This window comes from Streptomyces sp. YPW6, from assembly GCF_018866325.1.
Lineage (GTDB): Bacteria > Actinomycetota > Actinomycetes > Streptomycetales > Streptomycetaceae > Streptomyces.
The window spans coordinates 4,251,106-4,267,735 of the sequence record NZ_CP076457.1 but is presented as its reverse complement, the minus strand read 5'-3'; the positions used below and the strand labels follow the sequence as shown (position 1 = coordinate 4,267,735).

General features: G+C 72.5%; 16 protein-coding genes. 9 read left to right on the top strand and 7 right to left on the bottom strand.

Annotated elements, in window-relative coordinates:
* The first annotated feature begins 101 nt into the window (after positions 1–101).
* Entirely contained in the window at positions 102–1,214 is a 1,113-nt protein-coding gene (locus KME66_RS18960; protein ID WP_216329459.1) for a helix-turn-helix domain-containing protein, read from the top strand.
* Positions 1,215–1,240: 26 nt separating this feature from the next.
* Here KME66_RS18960 and KME66_RS18955 read toward each other — a convergent pair whose 3' ends face one another.
* Both KME66_RS18955 and KME66_RS18950 read right to left on the bottom strand, forming a co-directional pair.
* Positions 1,241–1,921 (bottom strand): response regulator transcription factor, encoded by a 681-nt coding sequence (locus KME66_RS18955; RefSeq protein ID WP_216323994.1) that lies wholly within the window; start codon positions 1,919–1,921, stop codon positions 1,241–1,243.
* A gap of 94 nt (positions 1,922–2,015) precedes the next feature.
* Positions 2,016–3,218 (bottom strand): sensor histidine kinase, encoded by a 1,203-nt coding sequence (locus KME66_RS18950; RefSeq protein WP_073225785.1) that lies wholly within the window; start codon positions 3,216–3,218, stop codon positions 2,016–2,018.
* Positions 3,219–3,314: 96 nt separating this feature from the next.
* Between KME66_RS18950 and KME66_RS18945 the strand changes: the two genes are divergently transcribed.
* Together KME66_RS18945 and KME66_RS18940 are read left to right on the top strand one after the other, a co-directional pair.
* The gene (locus KME66_RS18945; protein ID WP_216323991.1) at positions 3,315–4,325 is read left to right on the top strand and encodes an SAM-dependent methyltransferase; all 1,011 of its coding nucleotides are present in this window, start codon (positions 3,315–3,317) and stop codon (positions 4,323–4,325) included.
* A gap of 38 nt (positions 4,326–4,363) precedes the next feature.
* Positions 4,364–5,506: an NADH-quinone oxidoreductase subunit D gene (locus tag KME66_RS18940; RefSeq protein ID WP_216323988.1), complete on the top strand. Its 1,143-nt coding sequence runs from the start codon at positions 4,364–4,366 to the stop codon at positions 5,504–5,506.
* A gap of 24 nt (positions 5,507–5,530) precedes the next feature.
* Here KME66_RS18940 and KME66_RS18935 read toward each other — a convergent pair whose 3' ends face one another.
* The 4 genes from KME66_RS18935 to KME66_RS18920 all read right to left on the bottom strand — a co-directional run bounded on the left by KME66_RS18935 (position 5,531) and on the right by KME66_RS18920 (position 9,368).
* Positions 5,531–6,685, bottom strand: coding sequence for a hypothetical protein (locus KME66_RS18935; RefSeq protein ID WP_216323985.1), 1,155 nt, complete (start codon positions 6,683–6,685; stop codon positions 5,531–5,533).
* A gap of 237 nt (positions 6,686–6,922) precedes the next feature.
* Positions 6,923–7,897 carry an ABC transporter substrate-binding protein gene (locus tag KME66_RS18930; RefSeq protein WP_073225796.1) on the bottom strand — a complete coding sequence of 325 codons (975 nt, stop codon included), beginning with the start codon at positions 7,895–7,897 and terminating at the stop codon, positions 6,923–6,925.
* A gap of 55 nt (positions 7,898–7,952) precedes the next feature.
* Positions 7,953–8,627 (bottom strand): ABC transporter permease, encoded by a 675-nt coding sequence (locus tag KME66_RS18925; RefSeq protein ID WP_073225798.1) that lies wholly within the window; start codon positions 8,625–8,627, stop codon positions 7,953–7,955.
* Between the two features lie 3 nt (positions 8,628–8,630).
* On the bottom strand, positions 8,631–9,368 hold the full coding sequence (locus tag KME66_RS18920; RefSeq protein ID WP_073225800.1) for an ABC transporter permease: 738 nt from the start codon (positions 9,366–9,368) through the stop codon (positions 8,631–8,633).
* 151 nt (positions 9,369–9,519) lie between these two features.
* Between KME66_RS18920 and KME66_RS18915 the strand changes: the two genes are divergently transcribed.
* Positions 9,520–10,686, top strand: coding sequence for an ABC transporter ATP-binding protein (locus KME66_RS18915; protein ID WP_216323982.1), 1,167 nt, complete (start codon positions 9,520–9,522; stop codon positions 10,684–10,686).
* A gap of 209 nt (positions 10,687–10,895) precedes the next feature.
* On the opposite strand, the gene KME66_RS18910 is transcribed toward KME66_RS18915, so the two are convergent.
* Positions 10,896–12,026 (bottom strand): alpha/beta hydrolase-fold protein, encoded by a 1,131-nt coding sequence (locus KME66_RS18910; protein WP_216323979.1) that lies wholly within the window; start codon positions 12,024–12,026, stop codon positions 10,896–10,898.
* A gap of 173 nt (positions 12,027–12,199) precedes the next feature.
* Here KME66_RS18910 and KME66_RS18905 point away from each other — a divergent pair, with 173 nt between their 5' ends.
* From KME66_RS18905 to folK, 5 genes are all read left to right on the top strand, one after another.
* On the top strand, positions 12,200–14,047 hold the full coding sequence (locus KME66_RS18905) for a phosphatidylglycerol lysyltransferase domain-containing protein (protein ID WP_178379108.1): 1,848 nt from the start codon (positions 12,200–12,202) through the stop codon (positions 14,045–14,047).
* Positions 14,048–14,150: 103 nt separating this feature from the next.
* The gene (gene folP, locus KME66_RS18900) at positions 14,151–14,948 is read left to right on the top strand and encodes a dihydropteroate synthase (RefSeq protein WP_216329457.1); all 798 of its coding nucleotides are present in this window, start codon (positions 14,151–14,153) and stop codon (positions 14,946–14,948) included.
* Positions 14,945–15,418, top strand: coding sequence for a nuclear transport factor 2 family protein (locus tag KME66_RS18895; RefSeq protein ID WP_216323976.1), 474 nt, complete (start codon positions 14,945–14,947; stop codon positions 15,416–15,418). Before folP ends, KME66_RS18895 begins: the two co-directional genes overlap by 4 nt.
* Before the next feature lie 209 nt (positions 15,419–15,627).
* On the top strand, positions 15,628–15,987 hold the full coding sequence (gene folB / locus KME66_RS18890; RefSeq protein WP_073225812.1) for a dihydroneopterin aldolase: 360 nt from the start codon (positions 15,628–15,630) through the stop codon (positions 15,985–15,987).
* Positions 15,984–16,595, top strand: coding sequence for a 2-amino-4-hydroxy-6-hydroxymethyldihydropteridine diphosphokinase (folK, locus tag KME66_RS18885; protein WP_073225814.1), 612 nt, complete (start codon positions 15,984–15,986; stop codon positions 16,593–16,595). The genes folB and folK overlap by 4 nt, the downstream gene beginning before the upstream one ends.
* Positions 16,596–16,630 lie beyond the last annotated feature (35 nt).

Here is a 16,630-nt window from a genome sequence, read left to right as displayed (position 1 = left end):
CTTCAGCCTGGGCGGCTCACGTCGGACCCGCGCGCCGATTGACGGGCCCCGTCAATCGAAACGTCGGCCCGGGACCGTACCCCCACCATGGAGGGGTGAGCGTGCACATAGACATCGCGGGGCTCCCCGCCGACAGCGTCGTTTTCGCGACCTCGCCCCTGGCCGAGCTGGGGCTCGCCCTGCATGCGCTGTCCGAGCCGGGGCACCACCCCGGGCTGCACGGGTGGGCCACGGCCACCGCGGCGGCGCTGGAGCCCGACCTCGCGGACCGGATGCTGGAGGCGGAGTTCCTCTGGCGGAACACCTTCTCCGATGTGTTCATGCCGTTCGCCGGCGTCCGGGGCGGCGACGGGCGGACCGGAGCGAGCCTGACCGAGGACCTGGACCTGCTGGACCAGCTGGACGACGAGCGCTTCGTCGGCGCGGCGCTGGAGTTCACCTGCGCCGGGCACTACGGGGCCGGGTCGCCGTCACCGCTCGGCGACGCGGCGATGCGGGACCGCGCCCTGGACCTGGCCGCCGCGCGCGGCCCGCAGCAGATGGACTTCACCCGGCGGCTGCTGGCCGACCCCGCCTCCGTACGCGGCTGGATCCGGCGCCTCTTCGAGGACTGCGACCAGGCGTTCTTCGCCGACACCTGGCGCCGGGTCTCCGTCCAGATGACCGCCGACGCCCGGCACAAGACGGAGTTGCTGCGCCGCAAGGGGCTCGCCGACGCGATGGGGGCCGTGTCGCCCGCCGTGACGCTCGACCCGAGCGGCACCCGGGTCAGTGTGGACAAGCTCTCCGAAGCCCGGACCACCGCCACCGACCCCGAGGTCGGCGCCGGTCTGACGCTCATCCCGACAAGCTTCGGCTGGCCGCATCTGATGGTGCTGCACGCGCCGGGCTGGCGGCCGGTGATCCACTACCCGGTCCATCTGCCCGACCTGCCGGCGCCCGCCTCCGTGGAACTGCTGCGCCTGCGGCTGGAGGCGCTGGCCCACCCGATGCGGATGCGGCTCTGCCGCAACCTGGCCCGCTCCCCGTACACCACGGGCGAGCTGGCCGACTCCAACGGCATCACCTCACCCGAGGTCTCCCGCCATCTCTCCGTGCTCAAGAAGGCGGGCCTGGTCACCACGCGCCGCCGCGGCCGCTACGTCCTGCACCAGCTGGACCTGACGGTCGTCGCGCGGCTCGGCAGCGACTTCCTGGAGGGCGTCCTGCGCTGAGCCGCGGGTACCCGGGCCCCGGTCCCTCAGCCCGCGCCGCCGCCCGCTCGGACCAGGCCGGACTCGTAGGCGAGGACGACGACCTGGACCCGGTCGCGGAGGTTCAGCTTGGTGAGGATGCGGCCGACGTGCGTCTTGACCGTCGCCTCGGAGAGCACCAGACGGGCCGCGATCTCCCCGTTGGAGAGGCCCTGGGCGACCAGGAGCATGACCTCCCGTTCGCGCTCGGTGAGCTTGCCGATGTGCTTGTTCTTCGGCTCCTTCTCGCCGCCGGGCAGCATCGGCGAGAAGCGGTCGAGCAGCCGGCGGGTGGTGGACGGGGCGACCACCGCGTCGCCGCTGTGCACCGAGCGGATCGCGGCGAGCAGTTCGGCGGGCGGCACGTCCTTGAGCAGGAAGCCGCCGGCCCCCGCCTTCAGCCCGGAGAAGGCGTACTCGTCGAGGTCGAAGGTGGTCAGGATGAGCACCTTCGGCGCGTCCTGCTGCGCGCAGATCCGGCGGGTCGCCTCGACCCCGTCCAGCCGGGGCATGCGGACGTCCATCAGGACCACGTCGACGGCGGTGGACCGCAGCATCTCGATCGCCTCCGCCCCGTCCCCGGCCTCGGCGACGACCTCCATGTCGGGCTGGGCGGCGAGCACCATCCGGAAGCCGGTCCGCAGCAGCACCTGGTCGTCGACGAGCATCACGCGGATGGCGGTGGTCATGGGGATCGTGTCCTTGTCCTGGGGGTCGGTTACGGGGGCCGGTCCCGGGATCGGTTCCGGGGGACCGGTCGTGGCCGAGGAGGCCGTGGGTCGCTCAGCCCGGGGGCTTCAGCGGCAGCAGGGCGCTGATCCGGAATCCGCCGCCGGGACGGGGACCCGCGTCCAGGGTGCCGCCGACCATGCCGACCCGCTCCCGCATCCCGATCATCCCGTGCCCGGCGCCGTCCGCGCCGCCGTCCTCGTACAGCTCGTGCGCCGCGCCCCGGCCGTCGTCCTCGATCAGCAGCCCGAGTCCGTCGTCGAAGTAGACGAGCCGGACGCTGGCCCCGGCGTCCGGTCCGCCGTGCTTGCGGGTGTTCGTCAGGGCCTCCTGCACCACCCGGTAGGCGGTCAGCTCCACGCCGCTGGGCAGCGGGCGCGGGGTGCCCTCGACCTTGAAGTCGACCTCCAGGCCGGTCTGCCGCACCTGCGCGACCAGGTCCTCGATCTGTTCGACGTCGGGCTGGGGGACGTACTCCCCGCTCTCCGGGGCGTCACCGGTCCGCAGCACCCCGAGCAGCCGCCGCATCTCCGCGAGCGCCTGGCGGCCGGTGCTGGAGATGGTCTCCAGAGCCTGCCTGGCCTGGTCGGGGGCCGCGTCCATGACATAGGCGGCACCGTCGGCCTGGACCACCATCACGGACACGTTGTGCGCGACGACGTCGTGCAGCTCCCGGGCGATCCGGGCCCGCTCGGCGGCGACGGCGACCTTGGACTGCGCCTCCCGTTCCCGCTCCAGCCGGGCGGCACGCTCCTCCAGCTGGTCGAAATAGGCGCGCCGGGTCCGCAGCGAGTCCCCCAGCACCCAGGCCAGCACGAACGGCACGGTCATGATGACCGTCACGAAGACCACCTGGGCCCAGGACCCGCCGGGCTCGGCCTCCCACCGCAGCTGGGACAGGGCCGCCGCGCTCAGACTGCAGATCAGGGCGAGCCGGGAGGCCCAGCGCTCCCCGATCGTGGCCACCGTGTACGTGATCACCAGCATCGCGAAGTTCCCGATGCCCGGCCGGACGTCGAGCACCAGCTGCACGAAGCCCACCAGGATGGCGAGCAGCAGCATCTTCTCGGGGGCCCTGCGGCGCAGCGCCACGACGGTGGAGAACCCCAGCGCGACCGGGACCGCGACGATCTCCTCGCGCCCGGCGTCGTACATGCCCGAGACCAACGACATGCCGGAGAGCCCGAGGAGGAAGACGGCCCAGAAGCCGTCGACGCCCGTCGGGTGTCTGCGGATGAAGTCGTAGAGGCGCTGCACGTTACTAAGCGTAGGGACAGGCGATCGGTGCCCGGGTCAACCGGAGGGCCGATCCGGGTCCTGGGACCGTACTCCCCAAGGTGGAGACTTGCCTACGTGACGGACGAGTGGCGTGGTTGGCGGGAGGCGGCTCAGGCCGCTCTGTACGGAGACGAGGGCTTCTACCGCAGCCCGGTGCGGAGCCCGAAGGGGCCCGCGGGCCACTTCCGTACCTCGGTGCACGCCTCGCCGCTCTTCGCGACGGCGGTGGCCGAGCTGTTGACCGGAATCGCGCGGGAGCTGGACACCGGCACGGTCGCGCTGGTCGACGTGGGGGCGGGGCGCGGTGAGCTGCTGTCCGGAGTGCTGGACGCGCTGGCCGCACGGCCGGAGGGGGTGCACGTGACGCCGTACGCCGTCGAGGTCGCCGCCCGGCCGCCGGGCCTGGATCCCCGGATCGAGTGGTGCGCCGAACCGCCGGCCGGGGTCACCGGGCTGCTGTTCGCCAACGAGTGGCTGGACAACGTCCCGGTGGAGGTGGCGGAGGCGGACGCGGAGGGCGTTCCGCGGTACGTCCGGGTGCGGACCTCGGACGGTGCGGAGCGCCTGGGCGCCGAGGTGACCGGGGCGGACGCCGCGTGGCTGGAGCGCTGGTGGCCGCTGTCCGCGCCGGGCGAGCGGGCGGAGATCGGACGCCCCCGGGACGCCGCCTGGGCCGGGGCGGTGGGCTCCCTGCGCGCCGGACTCGCGGTGGCGGTGGACTACACGCATGTACGGGGCGGCCGCCCGCCCTTCGGAACGCTGACCGGGTTCCGGGACGGGCACGAGGTGCGGCCGGTGCCGGACGGCTCCTGCGATCTGACCGCGCATGTGGCCCTGGACGCCTGCGCGGCGGCCGTCGCGCGGGCGCGGGCGGACGTGAGCTGCGAACTGACCGACCAGCGCACGGCGCTGCACCGCCTCGGCGTCGGCGGCGACCGGCCGCCGCTGAGCCTGGCCGCCACCGACCCGGCGGGCTACGTCCGCGCGCTGGCGGCGGCGGGCGAGGCGGCGGAGCTGACCGCGCGCGGCGGCCTCGGCGACTTCGGCTGGCTGCTGCACCGGGTGGGACCGCCGGAAGGCGGGTGACCGCCCCCGCACAGCGGCCGCAAGGAATACTGTCCCGCATGACGGAGACGACGATCGGCATCGGCGGAGCGGCGGAGAGCACCGACATGGTGCTCAACATCGGTCCCCAGCACCCTTCGACGCACGGGGTCCTCCGGCTGCGGATCGTGCTGGACGGCGAACGCGTCCAGCACGCGGAGCCGGTCATCGGCTATATGCACCGGGGTGCCGAGAAGCTCTTCGAGGCCCGCGACTACCGGCAGATCGTCATGCTGGCCAACCGTCACGACTGGCTGTCCGCGTTCTCGAACGAACTGGGCGTCGTGATGGCCGTCGAGCGGATGCTCGGCATGGAGGTGCCCGAACGCGCCGTGTGGACGCGGACGCTGCTCGCCGAGCTGAACCGGGTCCTCAACCACCTGATGTTCCTCGGCTCCTACCCCCTCGAACTCGGCGGCATCACCCCGGTCTTCCACGCCTTCCGGGAGCGCGAGGAGCTCCAGGCGGTGATGGAGGAGGTCTCCGGCGGGCGGATGCACTACATGTTCAACCGGGTCGGGGGCCTGAAGGAGGACATCCCGGCGGGCTGGACCGGGCGGGTCCGGGACGCCGTCGCCTCCGTCCGTTCCCGCATGGACGTGTACGAGAACCTCGTCCTCGGCAACGAGATCTTCCGGGGCCGTACGCGCGACGTCGGCGTGCTGTCCGCCGGGGCGGTGCACGCCTACGGGGTGTCGGGGCCGATCGCCCGCGCCTCGGGCGTCGACTTCGATCTGCGGCGCGACGAGCCGTATCTCGCGTACGGGGAGCTGCGGGACACCCTGAAGGTGGTCACCCGGACCGAGGGCGACTGCCTGGCCCGCTTCGAGTGCCTGCTGGAGCAGACCCTCAACTCGCTGGACCTGGCGGACGCCTGCCTGGACCGGATGGCCCACCTGGATCCCGGGCCGATCAACCAGCGGCTGCCCAAGGTGCTCAAGGCCCCCGAGGGCCACACCTACGCCTGGACGGAGAACCCGCTCGGCGTCAACGGCTACTACCTGGTGTCCAAGGGCGAGAAGACGCCCTATCGGCTGAAGCTGCGTTCCGCCTCCTTCAACAACATCCAGGCGCTCACCGAACTGCTGCCGGGCACGCTGGTCGCCGACATGGTCGCGATCCTGGGCTCGCTGTTCTTCGTCGTCGGCGACATCGACAAGTAGCGGGCGGGGCCGGGCGGGTCCGCGTCAGGAGACCGCGCCGCGCAGTCGGGCCACGTCCATCTGCTCGGTCTCGTCGTGCGCGGTGAGATCGATGACCTTGCCGACGGCCCGGTTGTCCACGGTCCCGGTGCGGTGGGCGGCGAGCGCCTCCTCACCGACGACGTCGGCGAGGTCCTCGTTCTGCACGGACTCGATCGCGGCGTTCGTCTTCGGGGCGTTCTGGGCGCCGAAGAAGTCGAAGTTGCCCTGGGGGACCGGCTGGCGGCGGGCGGCGTACGGGACGACGGCCGAGGCGGCCGCTATCGCGCGCGGCGCCGGCGCGGTGGAGGCCGGGGCGGTGTTCCGCGCGGAGTCCTGGACGTCCGGTGCGGGGTCCTGGGTGTTAGGCGCGGTGTTCGGCGCGGGGTCCTGGGTGTTCCGGGCTGTGTCCCGGGTGTCCGGCGTGGTCGTGGCCGGGGCGGGCGGGGTGGTCGAAGGGCGGCCGTCCTGGTGGTTCCGGTGCTCGCCCGCCCCGGTGGCCGCCGCGTTCTTCCCCTCCGGGCTCTCCGCCTCCGCATCCCGGTGCCGGTCGGCGACGGCGAGCTGACGCTGCCGGACCGCCTCCACCGTGCGGCGGGTCTCCTGGAGCGCCGCGTTCCGCGTGAGGTTCCTCAGGGCCTCGTCCGCGCGCCGGTACGACTCGGGGGTCGGCGTGGACCGGCCGGGCAGCAGCTCCTTGGGGGCCGCGGCCTCGATGGCGAGCTGCCTGCGGCCCTCCAGCGCACTGGCCCGCTCGGTCTCGGCGTTGGCGTAGCGGCGGAGCAGTCCGGCGTGCTCCCCGCGCAGCCCCGCGAGCTCCACCCGCTTGCGCCGGAGCTTGGTCTCCAGACGGGTGCGCAGCTCGCGCGACTCCTCCAGATCCTGCTCCAGCTCGGCTATCCGCTCCTCGGCCCGCCATTCGTCGCTGGCGCGGGCCCGGGTCAGCTCGGCGACCCGCAGCCCTGCGGCCCGGTCCCAGCTGCGCATCAGATACGCGCCGGTGACGGCGGCGGCCGCCACGGCCGCCACCAGGCCGCGCAGGGCCAGGGGTTCGGCCAGCAGCCAGGCGCCGGCGGCGCCGGCGACCGACACGCCCGCCACCACGGAGGGAGGCAGGATTCTGTGGAGAGGCGGCGAATGGCGGTGGCGTCCACGTGGCATGGCCTGAAATTTACCGTGTGTGCGGGCCGCTTGGGGAGCCGCCCGGGAATCTGTTCCCCGCCGGTTACCTCACGGTCCCCCAAGGCCCCGCGCCCGGACCCCTTTTCCCGAAGTCTCCACGTTCTCCGGGCTCTCCGGGCTCTCCGGGCTCTCCGGAAGATCCGAAAGCTCCCGGATCACCGCGATCACCGGGAGCTCCCGGATCACCGGAAGCTCCCGGGTCCACGGAATCGGGTGCTACTTCCCGATCAGGTCCTTCGACTCGAGATACTCCTTGGCCACATCGGCGGGCTTGGCACGCTCGGCATCGACCTTGCGGTTCAGCTCGGCGAGGTCTTCCGTGGTGAGCGCGGCGGTGAGCTTGCCGAGGGCGTCGGCGATCTCCGGGGAACCCGCGTCCTCGGTATTCAGGACGGGCAGGACGTTGTCCGCGTTCTGGAGCTTCTTGTCGTCCTCCAGGAACACCAGCCCGTCCAGCACCGCGTCCGTGGTGGTCGTCAGGACCAGCTGGACCTTGCCGTCCCGGACGGCCTGCTTGGACACCGGGGTACCGACGCCCTTGGGGTCGATCCCGGTGACGTCAATGCCGTACGTGTCCTTCAGACCGGGTGCGCAGAACGGCCGCACCTCGCACTCGTCGCCCGCCGCGATCTTCACCTTCAGCTTCGACTTCCCGAGATCGGAAAGCGTCTTGAGGCTGTTCTTCTCGGCGAATTCCTCCGACACCGCGAAGGCGTTCTGGTCCACGGCCTTTCCGGCCGGGAGGACCGTGAGGCCCAGCGGCTCCGCGAGCTGCTTCAGGGCCGATACGGTGGCTTCGACGTCCCCCGAGGCCACCGGCTCGGCCTGGGCCTCGTCGGCCCCGTTGACCTTGGCGTTGAGGAACTCGGCGAGCGTGGCGGCGTACTCCGGTACGACGTCGATCTCGCCCTTCTCCAGCGAGGGCTCGTACAGCTCACGGTTCTTCACCGTGGTGATCGAGGTGCTGTATCCGGCGTCGCCGAGGATCTGTGCGTACAGCTCGGCGAGCACCTTGGACTCCGTGAAGGAGGCCGATCCGACGACCAGGCTCCCCTTCTTGCCGTCGCCGCCGGCCGAGGAGCCGGAGCCGCTCTTCTCCTGCTCCAGGCTGTCGCCGCCGCAGGCCGCGAGCGACCCGGCCAGCGCCACCATGCCGATGACCGCTCCGGCTATCCGCGAGGTCCTGCTCATGTGTTGTTCTCCGTCCGAACAGAAGAAAGGTGATCAGAAACGAGGTGCCGTGCGCTCACGCGGGCCTGCGGCGGCGCAACGGGGACAGCAGCCGGTCCAGGCCCACCAGCACGCCCTCCACCACCAGGGCGAGCCCGGCGACCAGAACCGCGCCCGCGAAGACCTGGGCGGTGTCGTAGGTGTTGAACCCGGCGGTGATGATCCGGCCGAGGCCGCCGAGACCCACCATCGCGGCGATCGACGCGGTGGCCACGACCTGGACGGCGGCGGACCGCAGCCCGGTCATGATCATCGGGTAGGCCAGGGGCAGCTCGACCCGGACGAAGAGCTGCCCGCCCGACATCCCCATGCCGCGCGCGGCCTCCACCACGGCCCGGTCCACCTCCCGCATACCGACATAGGCGTTGGTCAGCAGCGGCGGCACCGCGAACAGGACCAGCGCGATGATCGTGGGCCAGTACCCCGCGTTGCGCAGGGACGTGACCATGAACAGGGCCAGCACCGCGAAGACCGGGACGGCCCGCCCCACGTTGGAGAGGTTCACCGCGAGCGTGCCGCCCTTGCCGATGTGCCCCAGATACAGGGCGACCGGCAGGGCGATCGCGCAGGCGATCGCGAGGGCGGCCCCGCTCACGTACAGATGCTCGCCGAGCCGGTGCGCGGCCCCGCCGTCGCCCGACCAGTTGGACCCGGTGGTGAGCCAGGTCCAGGCGTCGCCGATGACTCCCACGGGTCAGCCCGCCTTCACGGTCGCCGGGGCGGGCGGTCCCGCGTCCGTCTTCGCCGGGGCGGCCTCGGCCGCCCCGGACAGCCGGGTCCAGGGCGTCAGCAGCCGCTGGAGGCCGAGCAGCAGCAGGTCCGCCACCACCGCGAGCAGCACGCACAGCACCGAGGCGGCCAGCACCTGGGCCTTGAAGAAGCTGGGCAGCGCGTCCTCGATCAGATTGCCGAGACCCCCCTTGCCGACGAGCGAGCCGACCGTGGTCAGCGCGACCGTCGACACGGTGGCTATCCGCAGCCCCGCCATCACCGCGGGCAGCGCCAGCGGGAGCTCCACCTCCCACAGCAGCCGGCCCGGCCCGTACCCCATGCCGCGGGCGGCGTCCTTGGCCTCCTGCGGCACCGCCGCCAGCCCGGCCAGGATGTTGCGCACGAGGATGGTCAGGGAATAGAGCACGAGCCCCGTCACGACGAGCGCCGCCGACAGCCCGAACAGGGGCAGCAGCAGCGAGAACATCGCCAGCGAGGGCACGGTGTAGAGCACGGTCGTCAGCCCGAGCACCGGTGTGGCGAAGCGCGGACCCCGGCGGGCGAGCAGCGCCAGCGGAAAGGCGACCGCGAGCCCGATGAGCACCGAGACCACCGTGATGCCGATGTGCTGCACGGTCGCGTCGGCCAGCTCCTGGCCGCGGGAGCGCAGATACTCACCGCAGATCCAGTCGTTCGTCACCAGGCAGCTCTGTTCGGCCATCCGCCCCCACCTCCTGCTTTCCCTCGTCTGCCCGGATCGCCCGGGATCGAACTGATGACTGGCGAGCCTATCCTCGACCACTGACAATCGCGGAGGGCTGTCGCATTCCGGCACCATGGCCTTCACGAATCGCCCTCCACAATGGGGAACCATGATCCGTTTCGAGCACGTCACCAAGCGGTACGCCGATGGCACCACCGCCGTCGACGACCTTTCCTTCGAGGTCGCCGAGGGGGAACTGGTCACGCTCGTCGGACCTTCCGGATGCGGCAAGACGACCACCATGAAGATGGTGAACCGGCTGATCGAACCGACCGAGGGCGTGATATTCCTCGACGGGGACGACATATCCACCATCGACCCCGTCGAACTGCGCCGCCGCATCGGCTATGTGATCCAGCAGGTCGGCCTCTTCCCGCACCGGACGGTGCTGGAGAACACCGCGACCGTTCCCCATCTGCTGGGCTGGAAGCGCGGAAAGGGACGCGAACGCGCCGCCGAACTGCTCGACCTCGTCGGACTCGACCCTTCCGTTTATGGTGACCGCTATCCGGAACAGCTTTCCGGCGGTCAGCGCCAACGCGTCGGCGTGGCCCGCGCATTGGCCGCCGATCCCCCCGTCCTCCTGATGGACGAGCCTTTCGGGGCGGTCGACCCGGTCGTCCGCGAACGCCTCCAGAACGAATTCCTGAAACTCCAGGCACAGGTCCGCAAGACCGTGTTGTTCGTCACGCACGACATCGAGGAGGCCGTCCGCCTCGGCGACCGCATCGCCGTATACGGGCAGGGCCGCATCGAGCAGTTCGACTCCCCGGCCACCGTGCTCGGCGCCCCCGCGACCCCGTACGTGGCCGACTTCGTCGGCGCGGACCGCGGGCTGAAGCGGCTCTCGGTCACCCCCATCGAGGAGGGCGACCTCGACCAGCCGCCGGTCGTCCACCTCGACGACCCGCTGGCCACGGCCACCGAGCGGCTCAGGGCCGAGGGCGCGCGCTGGGCGGTCGTCCTGGACGGCCGGGACAACCTCCACGGCTGGATCCCCGCCGACGCGGCCGCCGCCGCGCAGGGCACCGTCCGCGAGCACGCCCGCCGGATGGAGGCCTGGCTGCCGCTCGGCGCGCCCCTCAAGCAGGCGTTCGCGACCATGCTCCAGCACGACGCGGGCTGGATCGCGGTCATCGACAAGGAGAGCGAGGGCCGCTTCCTCGGCGTGCTGACCCCCGCCCGGCTGCACGAGGCCCTGCGCCGCTCGATCGACGCCGACGCCCAGGACGTACCGCGCGCGGAGGTCGCGGTGGAGACGGTGGCGACCGCGTAGGACCGCCAGGACCGGCCGGCCTCCCGGGCCGGACCGCCTCGCGGACCCCCGGACCGGCTCGCGGACTCCCGGGCCGGACCGGCTCGCGGACTCCCGGGCCGGGCCGGCTCGCGGACTCCCGGGCCGGGCCGGGCTTCCGAAGGACGCCCGGCCCGGCTTCCGGAGTCCGCCCGGCCGGTCTCCGCGCCCGGTCCCGGGTCAGGCCCCGTTCAGCGCTCGCCGAGGCGGGCGCTCAGCCACTGGAGGGCCGGCGGGATCTCCCGCCGCCACGTCGTGAAGTTGTGCCCGCCGCTGTCGAGGACGATGGAGGACACCCGCGCGGGCGCCTTCACCTTCCCGATGAACTCCATCGTGCTCCCGAGGTTGCCCTCGCCCCGCCGGGACGTCGTCACCAGGAACGACCCGCCGGACGGCGGCCGGTTCTCCAGGGTCCACAGCAGATCGGCCCGCTGCCGCAGCTCCTGCTTCCCGTGGAAGAGGTCGCCCGTCGTCGGGTCCTCGGCGGCCCGGTAGTACGCGGAGAGCCCCGCGCTCGCCGCGTACCGGTCCGGATGGTGCAACCCGATCTTCAACGCGCAGTAGCCACCGGTGGAGTTGCCGATGATGCCCCAGTCGCGGGCCTCCTTCCCGACCCGGTAGGCCCCCGTGACCGCATCCGGGAGGTCCTCGGCGAAGAACGTCTCGGTCTGCGGGCCGCCGGGGACGTCCACGCACTCGGTGTCCCGGGGCGGCGCGACCGTCGGCCGCAGCATCACCAGGACCATCGGCCGGGCCTTCCCCGCCTTCACCAGGTCGTGCGCGGTCCGCGGGTAGCGCAGCCCCTTCAGCAGGTTCTCCGCCGTGCCCGGGTAGCCGGTGAGGACCACGGCCGCCGGGAACGTCCGCCCGGCGTACGCCGCCTGGAAGTACTCCGGCGGCAGATAGACGTACGCCGGTGACGCGATGCCCGACCTGCGCCCCGAGACGACCACCTGGTCGATCCGCCCGCCGACGGAGGGCACCCGCCCGCCCGGCACGTCCGGGTGCCGGGTTCCCACGCGCGTCATGAGCCGGGAGCCGGCCGCGCCCGCCTCCCCGTCCGCGTGTTCGGTGACGACGCCCAGCTCCTGCTTCCGTCCGAAGAGGTCGGCCCAGGAGCCGTAGAAGAGGAAGGCGTTGTTGGCCGCCAGACCCACCGCCGCGAACAGCGTCAGCTGGGTGGCCAGCAGCAGCCCGATCCGGCCGGACACCGCGGCGGCTCCCGGCCGGGCCAGCCGCGGCCAGTACCCGACCGTGGCGGCGAACAGCGCGACGGCCAGCGCGGCCACCACCGCCAGAACCGGGGTGCTGGTGAGACCCATGAGCGTGCTTTCTCCGTGCTTCCTCGGCAGGGGGCGGACGAACGGATGCGGGAAATTTCCGGAATGCGGGTGAACCCGCGCGTACCGGCCCACGTCCTAGAGGGCGCACATCGTCCGCAGGGCCCGGCCCGCGGACGGAACCAGGAGAATCTCTCGCGAAGCCACGGGAAACGATGTCTGTCACGCTAGATGGGGACAAGTCACCATTGGTTCCACGCCGGACGCGGGCGGCGCGCGGTGCACGCCGGCTGCTGCGCGGGCCGCGCCCCGAGTCCGTACCGGCCCTCGTCGGGACCGCCTGCACCGTCGTCGGGCTGATCGACGTCGCCGCCGGCGTCTTCCCCCGTTTCCGGCACAGCCGGATGCACACCCTCGCCGAGGTGCTCCCCGGGGCGCTCGGCCCGTTCGCCGCCGCGCTCTCGCTCAGCGCGGGCGTGCTGCTCCTGCTGCTCGCCCACGGGCTGAAGCGGCACAAGCGGCGGGCCTGGCGGGCGGCGGTGGTCCTGCTCCCCGTGGGGGCCGCGGCCCAGTTCGCGTACCGCCACTCGGTCATCGGGGTGCTCGTCCCGCTGACGCTCTGCTGGCTGCTGGTCCGTCACCGCGAGCAGTTCCGGGCACTGCCCGACCCGCGCAGCCGCTGGCGGGCGCTCGCCAACTTCGTTCTGCTCGGGGCCGGTTCGCTGGGCCTCGGGCTGATCATCGTGAGCGTCCACCCCGGGCGGGTCGTCGGCGACCCGTCCATCGCCGACCGCCTCCAGCACGTGCTGTACGGCCTCTTCGGCGTCGAGGGCCCCGTCGACTACGCGGGCAGGACCGACTGGACCGTGGCCTACTCGCTGGGCGCGCTCGGTCTGCTGACCGCCGTCACCACCATCTACCTCGCCTTCCGCCCCGAACACCCGGCCGCCCGCCTCACCGAGGACGACGAGAGCCGGCTGCGGGAGCTGCTGGAGCGGCACGGCGGCCGGGACTCGCTCGGCCACTTCGCGCTCCGCCGCGACAAGGGCGTCGTCTTCTCCCCCAGCGGCAAGGCAGCCGTCTGCTACCGGGTCGTCTCCGGGGTGATGCTGGCCGGCGGCGACCCCATCGGCGACGTGGAGGCCTGGCCGGGCGCGATCGAACGCTTCATGGACGAGGCGCGGGCGCACTCCTGGACCCCCGCGGTGATGGGCTGCAGCGAGACCGGCGGCCAGGTCTGGACCCGCGAGACCGGGCTCACCGCCCTGGAACTGGGCGACGAGGCGGTGGTGGACGTGGCGGATTTCTCCCTCGCCGGACGGGCCATGCGAAACGTGCGGCAGATGGTCAAGCGCATCGAACGCGGCGGCTACGAGACCCGGGTCCGGCGGGCGCGTGACATCGGCGAGGCCGAGCTGGACCGGATCCGCCGCGCCGCCGCCGACTGGCGCGGCACCGACACCGAGCGCGGCTTCTCCATGGCACTGGGCCGGATCGGCGACCCCGCCGACGGCGACTGCGTGATCGCCACCGCCCACCTGCCGGGCTCCGGTACGGAGGACTCCCCGCACGGCGACCTGAAGGCCGTCCTCCACTTCGTACCGTGGGGTCGCGACGGGATGTCCCTGGAGCTGATGCGGCGCGACCGCTCGGCCGACCCCGGCATGAACGAGCTCCTGATCGTCGCCTCCCTCCAGGCCGCCGGGAAGCTCGGCGTCGAGCGGGTGTCGCTCAACTTCGCGATGTTCCGCTCGGCGCTGGCCCGCGGCGAGCGGCTCGGCGCGGGACCGGTGCTGCGCTGCTGGCGCGGGCTGCTGATCTTCCTCTCGCGCTGGTTCCAGATCGAGTCGCTGTACAAGTTCAACGCCAAGTTCAAGCCCCGCTGGGAGCCGCGCTTCGTGGTCTTCCGCACCAGCCGGGACCTGCCCCGTATCGGAATCGCGGCGATGCGGGCGGAGGGCTTCGTGAACCTCTCGCCGCCCCGCCCGTTCCGGGCCCGCACCCCCCGCCCGTGCGGTCACACCGCGCGGACGCGCCCCGAGCACGAGGTGAGCGCGGCGTGAGGCGTCGTACGGCGGACGCGGCAGGTCCTAGTCTGGTCGTATGAGTACGTCACGCACGCGGGGCACGGTCCGAGGACTGCCGGAGTGGGACCGCTGCGCGGTCATGGGGGTCGTCAACGTGACGCCCGACTCGTTCTCCGACGGCGGCCGCTGGTTCGACACCACGGCCGCGGTCAAGCACGGCCTGAACCTCGTGTCCCAGGGCGCGGACCTGGTCGACGTGGGCGGCGAGTCGACCCGCCCCGGCGCCAGCCGGGTGGACGAGGCCGAGGAGCTGCGCCGGGTGATCCCGGTCGTGCGGGGCCTGGCCTCCGAGGGCGTCACCGTCTCCGTGGACACCATGCGCGCCCGCGTCGCCGAGCAGGCCGTCGCCGCCGGGGCCGCCCTGGTCAACGACGTCAGCGGCGGCCTCGCCGATCCGGGCATGATCCCGGCCGTCGCCGCCGCCGGGGTGCCGTTCGTCGTGATGCACTGGCGCGGCTTCAGCGAGTCCATGAACAGCCGCGCGGTGTACGAGGACGTCGTCGCCGAGGTCCTCGACGAGCTGCGGCAGCGGATGGACGCCGTGATCGCGGGCGGGGTCGCCCCCGAGCGCGTCGTGATCGACCCCGGGCTCGGCTTCGCGAAGGACGCCGACCACGACCTGCGGCTCGTCGCGCACCTGGCCGAGCTGCACACCCTGGGCCGGCCGCTGCTGGTGGCCGCCTCCCGCAAGCGTTTCCTCGGCCGCGTCCTGGCCGGCGAGGGCAGCTCCCCGCCGCCCGCCCGGGAACGCGACGCGGCCACCGCCGCCGTCTCCGCGCTGTCCGCACAGGCCGGCGCCTGGGCGGTCCGGGTCCACGAGGTGCGGGCCACCGCCGACGCGGTCCGTGTCGCCCGCGCGGTCGAGGGAGCCGCGTGAACGAGGAACACGCACAGGCGGCAGCCGACATCGCGGAGGTCGAGGCGGCCAACACCGCCTTCTACGAGGCGATGGAACGCGGCGACCACGAGGAGCTCTCCCGCAGCTGGCTGCCCGGCGAGGACCTCACCGTCTCCTGCGTCCACCCCGGCTGGCCGGTGCTCACCGGGCGGGGCGAGGTGCTGCGCAGCTACGCCCTGATCATGGCGAACACCGAGTACATCCAGTTCTTCCTGACCGACGTCAACATCGCGATGACCGGCGACACGGCGCTGGTCACCTGCACGGAGAACATCCTCAGCGGCGGCCCGGCCGAGGAGGGCGACGCGCTCGGCCCCCTGGTGGGCCAGCTGGTCGTCGCGACGAACGTGTTCCGGCGCACCGCCGACGGCTGGAAGCTCTGGTCCCACCACGGGTCGCCCGTCCTGGCCGAGTCCGACGAGGACGACGAGGAGGAAACCCCCTCCTGAGGGGAAAACACTCTCCCGAGTGGGTACGGGACCGATAGGGATTCGAACCGATCACCAAGGGGTAGGGGCGGCTACCAGCCCGGTGAGGCGCAGTCCATGGCACCCACGGGCGAGCACTGTCGGTGCTCGCAGGTAGATTCGAAAGAAGGCACCCCGCCGCCCGCACGCGGCCCGGTGTCTCTCGACCAACGACAGCAGGAGTGATTCGCGTGGATCGTGTCGCGCTGCGCGGCCTCAAGGCCCGCGGGCACCACGGCGTCTTCCCCAGGGAGCGGGAAGAGGGCCAGATCTTCATCGTCGACCTGGTGCTCGGCCTCGACACCCGCCCCGCGGCAGCCACCGACGACCTGGCCCGCACCGTGCACTACGGCGTGGTGGCCGAGGAGGTCGTCGACGTGGTGACGGGCGAGCCGGTCGATCTGATCGAGACGCTCGCCGAGCGCATCGCCCAGCAGTGCCTGAAGCACGAAGGCGTCCAGGAGGTCGAGGTCGTGGTGCACAAGCCGGACGCGCCGATCACCGTCCCCTTCGACGACGTGACCATCACCATCACCCGGAGCCGAGCATGACCGCATTTTCCACCGAAGGGCAGAGCGACCCGACCGTACAGCCGGTTCCGACCGCCGTCGTCCGGCAGGTGGACGCCGCCGACGTCACGCTCTCCAACCCCAAGATGGCCGTGATCTCCCTCGGCTCCAACCTGGGCAACCGCCTGGAGACCCTCCAGGGGGCCGTCGACGCCCTGGAGGACACCCCTGGCCTGCGGGTCAAGGCCGTCTCCCCGGTGTACGAGACGGAGCCCTGGGGCGTCGAGACGGCCTCCCAGCCGTCGTACTTCAACGCGGTCATCCTCGTGAAGACGACGCTGCCCCCCGCCTCCCTGCTGGAGCGCGGCCAGGCCGTCGAGGAGGCCTTCGACCGGGTCCGCGAGGAGCGCTGGGGCCCGCGCACCATCGACGTCGACATCGTGTCGTACGCCGACGTCCTCTCCGACGACCCGGTGCTCACGCTCCCCCACCCGCGCGCCCACGAGCGGGCCTTCGTCCTCGCCCCTTGGCACGACGTGGACCCCGAGGCCCAGCTGCCCGGCGCCGGACCGGTGGCCCAGCTCCTCGCACAGGTCGGCCGCGACGGCGTGCTGCCCCGCGCCGACCTGGAACTGCGCCTGCCGGAGTAATCGTTAGGCTCGACGGACGGTGGTCCGGCGCACGG